Origin of the sequence: Mycobacterium kyorinense, from assembly GCF_001672775.1 — a bacterium.
Taxonomy (GTDB): domain Bacteria; phylum Actinomycetota; class Actinomycetes; order Mycobacteriales; family Mycobacteriaceae; genus Mycobacterium; species Mycobacterium kyorinense_A.
Genome location: NZ_LZKJ01000093.1, coordinates 75,505 through 88,990, shown reverse-complemented (window position 1 = coordinate 88,990; position 13,486 = coordinate 75,505). Strand labels below are relative to the sequence as shown.

Annotated in this window: 7 protein-coding genes; 4 read left to right on the top strand and 3 right to left on the bottom strand. The window is 64.8% G+C overall.

The window, feature by feature from the left end; genetic code table 11:
• The 3 genes from A5707_RS10275 to A5707_RS10265 form a co-directional block, all read left to right on the top strand.
• On the top strand, nucleotides 1-501 hold a 501-nt coding region (locus tag A5707_RS10275), incomplete at its 5' end, for an acyl-CoA dehydrogenase family protein (protein ID WP_269455146.1).
• Nucleotides 498-1,433, top strand: coding sequence for an acyl-CoA dehydrogenase family protein (locus A5707_RS10270; RefSeq protein WP_065014390.1), 936 nt, complete (start codon nucleotides 498-500; stop codon nucleotides 1,431-1,433). The genes A5707_RS10275 and A5707_RS10270, both read left to right, overlap by 4 nt.
• On the top strand, nucleotides 1,430-2,890 hold the full coding sequence (locus A5707_RS10265) for a class I adenylate-forming enzyme family protein (RefSeq protein WP_065014389.1): 1,461 nt from the start codon (nucleotides 1,430-1,432) through the stop codon (nucleotides 2,888-2,890). Before A5707_RS10270 ends, A5707_RS10265 begins: the two co-directional genes overlap by 4 nt.
• A gap of 8 nt (nucleotides 2,891-2,898) precedes the next feature.
• Here A5707_RS10265 and A5707_RS10260 read toward each other — a convergent pair whose 3' ends face one another.
• On the bottom strand, nucleotides 2,899-4,638 hold the full coding sequence (locus A5707_RS10260; RefSeq protein WP_156657747.1) for an AMP-binding protein: 1,740 nt from the start codon (nucleotides 4,636-4,638) through the stop codon (nucleotides 2,899-2,901).
• A 399-nt stretch (nucleotides 4,639-5,037) separates the two neighbouring features.
• Here A5707_RS10260 and pks2 point away from each other — a divergent pair, with 399 nt between their 5' ends.
• A complete protein-coding gene (pks2, locus tag A5707_RS10255; protein WP_232000688.1) occupies nucleotides 5,038-11,322 on the top strand; it encodes a sulfolipid-1 biosynthesis phthioceranic/hydroxyphthioceranic acid synthase in 6,285 nt (2,094 codons plus the stop codon).
• Nucleotides 11,323-11,356: 34 nt separating this feature from the next.
• On the opposite strand, the gene A5707_RS10250 is transcribed toward pks2, so the two are convergent.
• A complete protein-coding gene (locus tag A5707_RS10250; RefSeq protein WP_065014395.1) occupies nucleotides 11,357-12,091 on the bottom strand; it encodes an FkbM family methyltransferase in 735 nt (244 codons plus the stop codon).
• 496 nt (nucleotides 12,092-12,587) lie between these two features.
• A complete protein-coding gene (locus tag A5707_RS10245; RefSeq protein WP_065014387.1) occupies nucleotides 12,588-13,397 on the bottom strand; it encodes a TylF/MycF/NovP-related O-methyltransferase in 810 nt (269 codons plus the stop codon).
• Nucleotides 13,398-13,486 lie beyond the last annotated feature (89 nt).

The window sequence follows — 13,486 nt, the reverse complement described above, 5'->3', positions numbered from 1 at the left end:
GGCGCCGTCCGGGTGTTTCCCGACGAGGTCCTGGGCGAGGTCGGAGCCGGCTGGCAAGTGATGCGTGAGGCGCTGGCCTTCGAGCGGGTGGGGATCGCCCGGTATGCGCGCTGCGAATCGCTACTCGACCGGATGCAGGCCGAGCTCGGCGACGAGTGGGACCAATTGCCCGAGTCCATCCGCACCCGCTGGGTGCGGTCGCTGGTCGACTTGCGAGTGGCCCGGCTGCTGGCCTACCGGGCGGTGTCGCTGCAGGACGATCCGTCGGCGGGCGCGGCTGCCAGCGCCGCACGCATTGCCACCACCACGTGCGATCAGCAGGTCGCCGAGCTACTGTTCGACATCCTGGGGCCTTCGGCCCTGGACAGCGGTACTGCGGCCCGGCTGCACGGGGCGGCCGAAGACCATTGGCGCTACGCTCAGGCCGCAACCGTGGCGTCCGGAACCATCGAGGTACAGCGCATGCTCGTGGCACGAGAAGTCTTGGGGGAACACCGGTGAACACCGCTCTGCCGGACGACATTCAAGAATTCGCCGCGGTCGCCGCCAAACGGTTCGCCCGACTCGGCGGCCCGCAGGCAGCGCTACGGGCCGAAACCGACGACACCATCCGCGGAGAAGCCCGTCGCGCATTGATCGATGTCGGTGCGTTCGACCTCGACGTGCGTTCGGAGCCGGACGACCTGCTGGCGGCCGCGGTGCTGTGCCGGGCCGCCGGCGCGGCAGCGCTGCCCTACCCGCTCGCCGAGGAGTTACTGGCCGTCGACGGTGCGCGCCTGGCCCTCATCAATCCGGCGGCACCGCGGATCGATCACGGAGATCTGCCCGGCGAGTGGGTCGCCACCGACCTCGATGGCAGCCGGTACCGTCTGCAGCCGTCGTCGCGAACCGACGCCAAGCTCGGGCCGTTTCTGGTGCCGGCCACCGTAATTGGGCCCGACGGCAGCCTGCCCGCCCTGGACGTCATCCGGCATTTGGTGCTGGGGTCATGGCGAATCCTGGGCGCCACGCAACAAGTACTGGCGACTGCGGCAGAACACGTGCGCGCCCGGACTCAATTCGGCAAGCCGCTGGCCGATTTTCAGGCTGTCCGTTTCACGATCGCCGATGCGTCGGTCGCGACGCGCGGGCTCGACGAACTCGCCAAATACACCGTCTGGCGACTCGGCTCGGCAGCCACGCAATTCTGTTCGGCAGATGCGCTGGTTCTGCGGATCAAGGCTGCCGATACTGCCCGGCAGGTGTTCCGCACCGCGCACCAACTGCTCGGCGCATTGGGGTTCTGCGACGAGTCCGACGTCAGCGTGCTCGACCGCCACACCCAGCCGCTGATTCGGCTGCCGCTGAGCAGCGAGATGCTCGCGCTTCGGTTGATGCCGGATGTGCGCAGCGGTCATTTGGAGACGCTGTTCTCGGTGGTGGAGCCGGCATGACCGGCGCCGACGACGGTATCCCGTTCGGGCTGCGGCTCCAGCAGCTCGCCGGCCAACGCGGCGACGAGCAGGCCTTGATCATGCTGGCGCCCGACGGTGTCGCACGTTCACTGAGCTTTGCCGAACTGGATACCTGCGCCAACAAATGGGGAAGGGCACTTGCGGCGGCCGGCGCCGGGGCTGGTTCGCTTGTCGCGCTGGGGATTCCCAATTCCGAACACCTGGTTCTGGCAGCTTTGGGTTGCTGGAAAATCGGCGCGGTCCCGGTTCCGATGCGGTGGGACCTGCCCGATTGGGAGCGATCCCGGGTACTGGATGTGATCAAACCCGCCGTTCTGCTCGACGAGCACAACCGCGCACAGCTGGCCTCGTCGGCGGGCCGTCAGTCCGACGCGCCGCTGCCGACCGTGATCTCACCGACGGTCAACGGGATCTGCAGTAGCGGATCGACCGGACTGCCGAAGGTGATCCTCAACCTGGCGCCGGCAACCTGGACACCGCTGTTGTCGACCCCGTTTCTGGCCGCTTGGACCGCGGTGGACACGCCGCAAACTATTCTTGTGCCGGGGCCGATGTATCACACCAACGGCTTCGCCCCACTGAACAACATGTTGGGCGGAGACCGGTTGGTGGTTCTCGAAAAGTTCGACGCGCCAACGGTTGTGCACGCGATCGAACAATATCGGATCACCAATTTCACCGCCACACCGACGATGCTGGCCCGTATCGCCGCACTGCCCGACATCCGCCGACGCGACTTGTCCAGTGTGGTGTGGATCTTGCAGGGCGCCGCGGTCATGCCGCCCGCGCTGCTGCAGACCTGGTTCGAGCTGCTGTCCCCCGAACAGGTCGTGATGGCCTACGGGATGACCGAAAACCTCGGGCTGACCGCGTTGCGCGGCGACGAGTGGCTGACCCATCCCGGCAGCGTCGGTCGCGGCTTCCGCGACACCGAGATTCGCATTCTGGACCCGCAGGGCAACCCACTGGGGCCAGGGGAACAGGGGGACATCTATCTGCGCGCGCCGATGAGTGCGGGCTATCGCTACCTGGGCGGTGCGCCGCCGCTGCCGTCGACGCCGGACGGGTTCCGCTCGGCCGGGGATATCGGTCACCTGGATGCCGACGGTTACCTCTACGTCGCCGACCGGCGAGCTGACATGATCATCACCGGTGGCGCCAATGTATTTCCGGCAGAAGTCGAATCCGCGCTGGCCGAACACGACGCGATCGCCGACGTCGTGGTGATCGGGCTCGCTGACCCGCAATGGGGCCGCCGGGTGCACGCCGTGGTGCAACTCGGGGCGCCACTAACCGAACAGCAGGTGATCACCTACGCCAAGAGCCGGCTGGCGGGTTACAAGGTGCCAAAAACGGTCGAATTCGTCGACCAGATCCCCCGCACCGCGGCAACCAAGGTTAACCGGTCGGCAATGATCGAAGCGCGGGGCGGGTAACCGCGGGACTAGGCGTCGAGGCGAGTGAACTGTCCGTTGCGGTACTGTTCGACACACGTCGCGCGCCTGATCTTGCCGCTTGTCGTGATCGGTAATGCACCGGGCGACACCACCACCAGATCGGACACGCTGAGGCCGTGCGAGTTCGAGATCGCCGAGGTGACTTCGCGTTTCATCTCGTCAATCTTGTCCAGTACTTCCTGGTGAGACTCGGCCCGCTTTTTGGTTTCGACGATGACGACAAGCTTCTCCGTGCCCCTGTCCGGGACGGCTATCGCCGCGCACCGACCGCCACTGATCTCCTGGACCGTCGCTTCGATGTCATCAGGTGAGTGGTTGCGCCCGTAGATGATCAACAGATCCTTGATCCGGCCGATGATGAACAGCTCGTCGTCGGAGAAGAAGCCCAGGTCCCCGGTTCGCAGCCAAGGCCCTTCGGGTGTATCGGCCGAAGGAGCGGCAAGCCGTCCAGCGAACGTCGCTTCGGTCTCCTGTGGCTTCTGCCAATAGCCGGCCGCGACATTGTCACCGTGCACCCAGATCTCTCCGACCGTTCCAGCCGAGCACTCGATATGCGTCTCGGGATCGACGATGCGGACCACCGGAGACTGCGGCGTGCCGTAGCTGATCAACGCTGTGCCACCTCGACTTTCGCAGCGCTCCGCCTTGCCGGCGGTTAGCTTCTCAGATTCGAAGCGCACGATGGCCGGTGGTCCAGCACTTGCGCGGCTCGCCACATACACCGTTGCTTCCGCGAGCCCATATGACGGTCGTATCGCCTTGTCCGGAAGGTTGAACGGCGCGAACCGCTGGGCGAAGCGCCGTAGCGTCGCCGAGTGTACGCGTTCGGCTCCGTTGAGGATGCCGACCACGTTGCCCAGATCACGCCCGGCCATGTCTTCATCGGATGTTTTTCGCACCGCTAATTCGAACGCGAAGTTCGGTCCCGCTGAGAATGACGGACAATCGCTTGCCAGCAAATGCATCCACCGCGCCGGCCGCTGCAGAAACGCCGCCGGGCTGGTGAGCACAGCGTCAACTCCCGCCAGAATCGGCGCGCAGACTCCCATAAATAAGCCCATGTCGTGGTAGAAGGGCAGCCACGACACGAGAGTGCCGTCCGCTGGCGGCAACCCGCCATAATCTGCAAAGTAGGCGGACATGAGTTGCCCGAAATTGGCCACCACGTTGTTGTGCGACATCATGACCCCGGTCGGCTGACGGGTCGACCCCGACGTGTACTGCAAGTACGCCGTATCCGGGTAGTTCTCGCCGCTGCCACCGGATCTGACCGATGCGTCAAGGTCCAGCAAGTCGACCTCGACAACCACTGGCGCGGAGGTCTCCGCCTGCGACTTGATGTGCTCGGCTACCGCTCCTACGGCCGGAGAGGTTGTGAGAACAACTGACGGCGACGCGTCGCGCAGCACCGAGCTCACCCGCTCGTCGCTGACCCCGCCTAACGGAACTGAAAGCGGAACCGCGATCCGCCCGGCCTGTAGAGCACCGAAAAAGGCGACGATGTAGTCAAGACCTTGCGGCGCCATAATCACAGCGCGGTCGCCGATGGAGCCAGACTGCCGAAGCGCTTCTGCGACATTCTGCGTTCGGCGATACAGTTGCGACCAGGTCAGCGTCTGGGCGACGCCCGCCCAGTCCCGTTCGTAATCAACAAATGTGAACGCCTTGTCAGTTGGCTGCAAGCTGGCGCGCTCGCATAGCAGAGTCAGTACGGAAACCCCCACCACCCACAAGAGGTTACCGTGCGCTTCAGCCAGCACGCCCGGAATAGCGAAGTCTGGCCGCAACCACCAGGCCGCCCACGCGGGCCCGGCTCGTCTGGTTATCGCGTTAGCTCGCCGAGGTTACGTTTCGGTAACGGTTTCGGCCACTCGCCTATGGGTTTTCTCAGCGCGCACTAGCCTCTAACCGGCCGCCCAGGTCGCTGACGTGCACGAACGCCCTGACATGGGCACGGCATCTTGTCCTAACTAAGGCGCTTTCCTTGGTAGTGCGAGGGGGTCCCGCGCCTTGAGTCAAGCGGTGGCCTGGGACATCACACGTTTGCTGGGGAGGGCGGAATGGTTTCATTCGGCGCGACCGATGATCGTGACCAGCGTTCACCGTCGGCCGATGAACCGCCGGCAATGGGCACCGCACCTGCTACTCCCGTCGCCGTCATCGGTATGGCATGTCGGCTTCCGGGTGGCATCGAATCGCCCGACCAGCTATGGGAAGCTTTGCTGCGCGGCGATGACCTCGTCACCGACATTCCGCCCGACCGCTGGGAAGCCGACGACTACTACGACCCCGAACCGGGGGTGCCAGGTCGATCGGTGTCCAGATGGGGCGCGTTCCTCGATGATGTTGCCGGCTTCGACTCCGAGTTCTTCGGCATCAACGAGTCGGAGGCGATCGCGATCGACCCGCAGCAGCGGTTGCTACTCGAAACCTCTTGGGAGGCAGCAGAGCACGCCGGGCTCAGCCCGGCAAGACTGGCCGGATCCCGCACCGGCGTGTACATGGGCTTGACGCACGGCGATTACCAGCTCCTGGCGGCCGACGCTCATTCGCTGGAGGGCCCCTACGGCTTCCTCGGGAACAATTTCAGCATGGCTTCGGGCCGGATCGCCTACGCGATGGACTTGCGCGGTCCGGCGGTCACGGTGGATGCCGCATGCTCGTCGGGCCTGGTCACGGTTCATATGGCATGTCGCAGTCTGCGCGAAGGTGAATGTGATCTTGCGCTGGCGGGCGGCGTCGCGGTGGCGCTGGACCCGCGGAAGTTCGCCTCGGGTTCGGCCGGAGGCATGCTCTCTCCGACGGGACGCTGTCATGCATTCGACGTCGCCGCGGACGGTTTCGTGCCGGGCGAAGGTTGCGTGGTGATGCTGTTCAAGCGATTACCGGATGCGCTGCGCGACGGCGACCGGGTCTTGGCGGTGGTGCGCGGTACGGCACTGAACAACGACGGCCGCACCGTCACCATCACCACACCATCGCGGCCGGCGCAGGTCGCCGCCTACCGGGCCGCACTGGCTGAAGCGGGCGTCGACGCGAGCACCGTCGGCATGGTGGAGACCCACGGCACGGGAACCCCCACCGGCGACCCGATCGAATACGCCAGCCTGGCTGAGGTTTACGGAGTCGACGGGCCCTGTGCGCTGGCGGCCGCAAAGACGAATTTCGGACATAACCAATCGACATCCGGGACATTGGGGCTGATGAAGGCTGCGCTGGCCCTGCAGCATGGCGTCGTCCCGCAGAATCTGCACTTCACCCGGTTGCCCGATGAGCTCGCCGAGATCAAAACCAGTCTCTTTGTTCCGCAGGAGAATACACCGTGGCCCACCAACGGCCGCGCGCCCCGGCGGGCGGCCGTGTCGGCGTACGGGTTCTCCGGAACCAACGCCCACGCCATTTTGGAGCAAGCTCCTGCAGCCCCCGACACCCATGCAGAGCACGACGGGACGGCAGCGGAGACGACGTCGACGGCACCCCTGTTGTTTCCGCTGTCGTCCACGTCGGCTGGCGAGCTGCGCCGAACAGCCGGCCGGCTGGCCGATTGGGCAGAAGCCGGTGACGAGGTGGTGTTGTCCGACCTGGCCTACACCCTGGCGCGTCGACGCGCGCATCGCCCGGTGCGTACCGCCGTCATCGCAAGCAGCCGACCACAACTCATCGAAGTTTTGCGGGAGGTCGCCGACGGTGATACTCCGTATCCGGCCGCGGTCGGACAGGACGATCGGGGCCCGGTATGGGTGTTCTCCGGGCAGGGCTCGCAATGGCCCCGGATGGGCGCTGAGCTGCTGGCGAGCGAACCGGTATTTGCCGCTACCGTCGCGCAGATCGAGCCGATGATCGCCGAGGAGTGCGGGTTCTCGGTGACCGACGCGATGTCGGCGCCACAGGTCGTCACCGGTCAAGACCGCATCCAGCCGACACTGTTCACCATCCAGGTTGCACTCGCCGCCACCATGGCGGCATACGGGGTGCGCCCCGGCGCTGTCATCGGGCACTCCCTGGGCGAGGCGGCGGCGGCCGTCGTCGCGGGAGCGCTCTCATTGGAAGATGGCCTCCGCGTTGTCTGCCGCCGGTCACGGCTGATGTCTCGCATTGCGGGTAGCGGTGCCACAGCGTCGGTGCAGCTTCCTGCTCAGCAAGTGCTTTCGGAGCTCACGGTCCGCCGGATCAACGACGTTGTCCTGGCGGTGGTGGCGTCACCGGAGTCCACAGTGATTTCCGGTGCAGCGCAAACGGTTCGGGAGCTGGTCACAGCCTGGGAACAGCGTGACGTGATGGCCCGTGAGGTGCCCACCGACGTCGCCTTTCATTCACCCCAGGTCGATCCGATCGTCGGTGAACTCACCGAGGCACTCGCCGGACTCACGCCGATGCCCCCGGAAGTTCCCTTCTACTCGGCGACGTTGTTTGACCCGCGCGAGCAACCGGTATGTGCTGCCGGCTATTGGGCCGACAATATGCGAAAGATGGTGCGGTTCTCCGCCGCGGTGCGGGCCGCATTGGAAGACGGCTACCGGGTGTTCGCCGAGCTGACACCGCACCCACTGCTCACCAGCGCTCTCGAACAGACGGCGCGGAGTCTCGATGTGCCGCTGGCGGCGCTTGCCAGCGTGCGCCGCGAACAACCGATGCCCAACGGGCTGCGCGGCTTCTTGGCCGATTTGCACAGTACGGGCGCCGAGGTCGACTTCTCGGTGCTCTACCCGAGCGGGCGGCTCGTGGACGCTCCGCTGCCGACATGGACGCACCGTCGATTGCTGTTGAGCCGCGAGGCTCAAGAATCTCCGGTACACGGTGGCTGCAGCGTATCGGTACATCCACTGTTAGGTCCGCATGTGCACCTGCAGGAGGAACCGGAACGCCATGTGTGGCAGGCCGACATCGGCATCGCAGCGCAGCCGTGGCTGGGCGATCATCGAATCCGCAATGTGGCTGTGCTTCCTGGGGCGGCCTATTGCGAGATGGCATTAGCGGCCGCCCACGCGGTGCTGGGCGATCGGGTCGAGGTTCGTGATATCCGCTTCGAGCAGGTGCTGATGCTGGACGAGCAGACCACCGTCGGCGCATCGGCGTCATTGTCATCACCGGGCACCCTCGACTTCGCGGTCGAAACAAACCAGGGCGGCGCACAAACGCGCCATGCCGCCGCAGTGCTCCATACTCCAACCGCTGAGCAGGCGCCTGCACACGACCCGTCTGCGTTGCTGGCCGCCCACCCACGTCGCGAAGACGGCGCCGAGGTACGCAAGCGACTCGACGAACGTGGCCTTCAATACGGTCCGGCCTTCACCGGACTTACCGTCGTACACTCCGGCGAGGCGGGAACCGGCACCGTGGTGGCCGAGGTCGCGCTGCCCCGCCAAATCCGCTCGCAGCAAGACGCTTACGGCGTGCACCCCGCGCTGCTGGACGCCTGTTTCCAGTCCGTCGCTGCTCACCCGGACGTCCAGGCCATCGGCGGGGACCTGCCGGCGTTGCCGTTGGGCGTCCGGCAGCTACGTGCCTACGGCGCCGTCCGCAACGCTCACTACTGCTACACCCGGGTGACCCAAGCCGACACGTCCGGCATCGAGGCCGACATCGACGTGCTCGACGAACACGGAGCCGTGCTGCTCGCCGTGCATGGCCTGCAATTAGGTACGGGCGTCTCGGACAGTGCCTACAAAGAGCGACTGCTGGCCGAACGACTGCTGACGATCGAGTGGCAGCAACGCGAATCGCCGGAGGCCGAACACGACGATGCCGGTGCCTGGTTGCTGATCAGCACCTCCGATGCGGATGTTTCGGCCACCACTTTGAGTGGCGTCATGAAAAGCCATGGCGCGCAGTGCACCACCATGCGCTGGTCGTCACAGGCCGACCACGCGCCGAACCGGGACGAGCTACAAAGCCATTTGCGTGCCGGAGGATTCAGCGGTGTCGTGATCCTCACCGGGCCGAGAAGCAGCGACGACGACAGCAACTCTGCACTGCGAGGCCGCGAATATGTGCAGCATCTTGCACGCATTGTCCGCGAATTGCCGGAGGTGCCCGGCGAGCCGCCACGCCTGTACGTCGTGACCCGCGGTGCTCAGCCGGTGATTGCCCGCGACGTACCCAATCTGGAACAGGCTGGGCTGCGCGGCTTCATGCGGGTAATCGGCACCGAGCACCCGCACTTGCACGCCAGCCAGATCGATGTAGATACCGACACCAGCGCCGAGCAGTTGGCGCAGCAACTGCTCAGCGGGTCCGAAGAAGACGAGACCGCCTGGCGCAACGACCAGTGGTACGTCGCGCGGTTGACCCCCGCTCCGCTGCTCCCCGAGGAGCGGCGAACCGTCGTCGCCAACCATGAGCGCGACGCCATCCGCCTTCAGATCCGCACACCGGGCGACTTGGAGTCGATGGAACTCGTTGCCTGTGAACGGGTTGCCCCCGGGCCGGGCCAGATCGAAGTCGCGATCAGCGCCTCCAGCATCAACTTTGCTGACGTACTCGTGGCATTCGGCCGATACCCCGCGCTCGAGGGGCGGCTACCGCAGCTGGGTACTGACTTCGCCGGCGTGGTGACTGCGGTCGGATCGGAGGTGACCGAACACAAGGTGGGCGATCGTGTCGCGGGGCTGAGCGCCAACGGCTGCTGGGGCACGTTCCTCACCTGCGATTCGCATCTGGCCGTCACCCTGCCGGCCGGCCTGTCCGATGCGCATGCGGCCGCAGTGACTACTGCCCACGCCACCGCCTGGTACGGCCTACATGATTTGGCGCGCATCAGAAGCGGCGACAAGGTCTTGATCCATTCGGCAACCGGGGGTGTGGGGCAGGCGGCCATCGCCATCGCCCGTGCCGCAGGAGCCGAGATCTTCGCTACCGCCGGTAGCGAGCAACGTCGGCAAATGTTGCGCGATATGGGTATTGAGCATGTCTACGATTCCCGGAGCCTAGATTTTGCCGAGGGAATCCGCCGCGACACCGGGGGGTACGGCGTCGATATCGTGCTCAACTCCGCGATCGGCGCCGCACAGCGAGCAGGCATTGAAATCCTGGCGCTCGGTGGACGATTCATCGAAATCGGCAAACGTGACATCTATGGCGACAGCCGATTGGGGCTTTTCCCCTTCCGGCGCAACCTCGCGTTCTACGGGCTCGACCTAGGTCTGCTGTCCTATAGCCATCCGGACCGGATGCGCGAGCTGTTGACGAAGGTGTACCAGCTCACTGCCGACGGTGTCTTGCCGATGCCCGAGAGCACGCACTACCCGCTGGCCGACGCCGCCACCGCCATTCGGCTGATGAGCGGTGCGCAGCACACCGGCAAACTGGTGCTCGACATTCCGCGCAGCGGGTCTGGCCGGGTGGTGGTGCCGCCAGCACAGGCCCAGGTCTTCCGCCGCGACGGCGCTTACCTCATCACCGGCGGCCTGGGCGGGCTTGGATTGTTCTTGGCCGAGAAGCTGGCAGCAGCCGGCTGCGGACGTATCGTGTTGTGCGCTCGCTCGCAGCCGACGCTGGAAGTGCTGGAGACCATCGAATGCATCCGTGCGATCGGCGCAGACGTCGTGGTCGAATGCGCCGATATCGCCGAACCCGACACAGCGCAGCGATTGGTGGGCGCCGCGACGGCCACCGGGCTTCCGGTCCGTGGCGTGCTGCATCTGGCGGCGGTGATCGAAGACGCCACACTACCCAACATTACTGACGATCTCATCGAGCGTGACTGGGCGCCAAAGGTTTACGGTGTGTGGAACTTACATACCGCCACCGCCGACCAACCGCTGGACTGGTTCTGTTCGTTCTCGTCGGCCGCCGCGCTGGTGGGCTCGCCCGGTCAGGGTGCTTACGCCGCGGCCAACAGCTGGCTAGACGCCTTCACCCGGTGGCGGCGGGCTCAGGGCATGCCGGCCACCGCGATCGCTTGGGGTGCGTGGGCGCAGATCGGGCGCGCCACCGCGCTGGCGGAGGGCGCCGACATCGCGATCGCGCCCGACGAGGGCGCGTACGCGGTGGAAGCGCTGCTCCGCTATGATCGCGCCTACACCGGCTACACGCCGTTGACCGGAGCGCCGTGGCTGAGCGCGTTCGCTCAGTCCACCCCCTTCGCGGAAGCATTCCGGTCAGCAGGGCAAAGCTCCACCGGCACAAGCAAACTGCGCGCCGAACTCAACGAACTTCCTCCGGATGAATGGCCAACCCGGCTGCGGCGTCTGATCTCCGATCAAATCAGCCTGATCCTGCGTCGTAGTGTCGACCCTGACCGCTCGCTCGCCGAGTACGGACTTGACTCGCTCAGCGCCCTTGAGTTGCGTACCCGCATCGAGGCTGAAACCGGAATCCGGCTCAATCCAACGGATCTCACCACCATCGGCACGATTCGCGGTTTAGCAGAACTGCTTTGCGAAAAGCTGGCGCCCGCTGAAGCCGTGTGACATCAACCGCATCGGCTAAGGCGACCGACGACTGTCACAGCGCATCAGCGTCGCGACGTGACAGTACGATGTCGAGCCGCAGCACGCGTCGCTCCAAAGCCGCGAGGTCGCGAAGCCGCTGCGGAGCGCCGACATCCCGAGGCCACAGATAGCGCCACGGCGCGTAATCGTTTGGCAGCAGATAGACATGAAAGCCGCGCTCAAGGAAAGGCCGCAAGACGTCAATCGGCCGCAGCTGCGGATCGCTCCAGCATCTTGGTGACAGTTCAACCACCAATTCCACATCGGCGGCGAGGGCATCGACAGATGCCAGGATGCCGGCGAGTACGCGGTCCTCGGCGCCCTCCACATCGATCTTGATCACGCGTGCGGTCGCGAGCTCCTGGCTGGTTAAGAGCGAGCCGAGCGGCGCTGCCCGGGCGCGGCCCTGTTCGTGGAGGCCGCGGCGGGCCACCGTCGAGGTCAGGCCGATGTTGTAGCTCGGTCCCACGTACAGCGGGAGTTCGTGATCGCGATCTGACGCCGCGGCGGCAACCAATCGGACATTCGTGAGGTCGTTTCTCGCCACGATCTCCTCCAGTTCGGAGATCACTGCGGGTAGCGGTTCGATCGCCACCACGGTGCCGCGCGGTCCGACCAGTTTGCCGGCCAGTGCGGTCATGCAGCCGATATTGGCACCGACGTCAACGAAAGTGTCACCCGGATGCAGTCGGCGGCGCAGAAATGCCGAGAGATCAGGTTCCCACGTGCCGAACAGGTAGATGTACATCGGGATTAGATCTGGGATCCGGCATCGAAACTCGACGCCATCCGCGCTGGTGCTGTCGACGGTCAGCGGTCCCCGGAAAGCGGTGCGGACCCACAGCGGCAGAGCCACAGCGAAGTACGGCACTATCACCAACAGCGCTCGCGCCCAACGCCCCGCGACGCCGACGTGTTCCTTATCGGTCTGTAGAGATCGCATGTATCGCCGCCACAGCGGCAGGATCAGCGTTTCGAACATCTCCCCCGCCCACCCCTCCAGAGACCAATACGAGTGAAACCGGTGCGCGCCGACGGCGGATCTAACTTGCCCGTCCCAAACCCGCAGAAGAGCACTGTCGAAGCGGCTATCTCGGTGTCCTCAGTTCGAATATCCGGGTAGGGCGACAAACCGGGTGATGGCCGCTGACCCAACGACATAGCGTTTCCATTCCGAAATCGACCCTGGGCCGTGCCTGAACGGGGTTGGATGCCTATGGTTTTGGACGCTCTCAATCTCTCAACTACTTGCGCCACAGCGCGCCACACCCGTCTATGTCAATGATCTCTGCCGATATTCCATGCTTGGCGCGGTAGTCGGTGACAGCTTCCCGACACGGTTTCAGGACATAGTCATCGATGATGCAGAAACCACCGGGCGACAGTCGCGGGTAGAGCGCGTCGAGCGCTTGTATCGTGGATTCGTAGAGGTCGCCATCAAGCCGCAATACCGCGATGCGATCGATCGGAGCGTCGTGCAGCGTGTCTTTGAACCAACCAGGAAGAAAGCGGACCTGGTCATCTAGCAGCCTGTAGCGCTCGAAATTCGCCCTGACTTCCGTTTCCGGCACTGCCAGTACGAACTTCATGCGGTCGAACTTCATCCGCTTATCTGCTTTGTACTTGGCGGGATTCGGGGACGGCATGCCCGCAAAGGAATCGGCTAACCACACGCATCGCGACTTATCCCCATAGGCTGCCAGGACCGCGCGCATCAGGATGCTGGCACCGCCGCGCCATACTCCACATTCGACCAGGTCGCCCGGTATCTCGTCAGTCAGTACCGTCTCAACGCAGTGCTGCAGGCTGGTGAGTCGCTGCATTCCAATCATCGTCTCGGCTTCGGCCGGACAATCTAGGCCCAAGTCGCGCTTGCGCTTACCAAACGGACTTATACCCATGGCCATGGGTTGAATGATGTTGCCCGTTTTGAACAGCAGGCGTCCCCACAGTGGCCAGCCCCCAGGCATTTGCTCGCGCATCCCGTATCTGGTGAGGTTGCGCCGAATCAAGTCGAGGTAGAGAGATCGCACGTCGCTATCGGTCACCGTCAAGACTGTCCCCAATCCCGTATGCCAGTTCTGTGGGCGATGAGTTTAGACTCTCATCCACGCGTCAATGTGTTTCGGAGTTCATCGAGCAG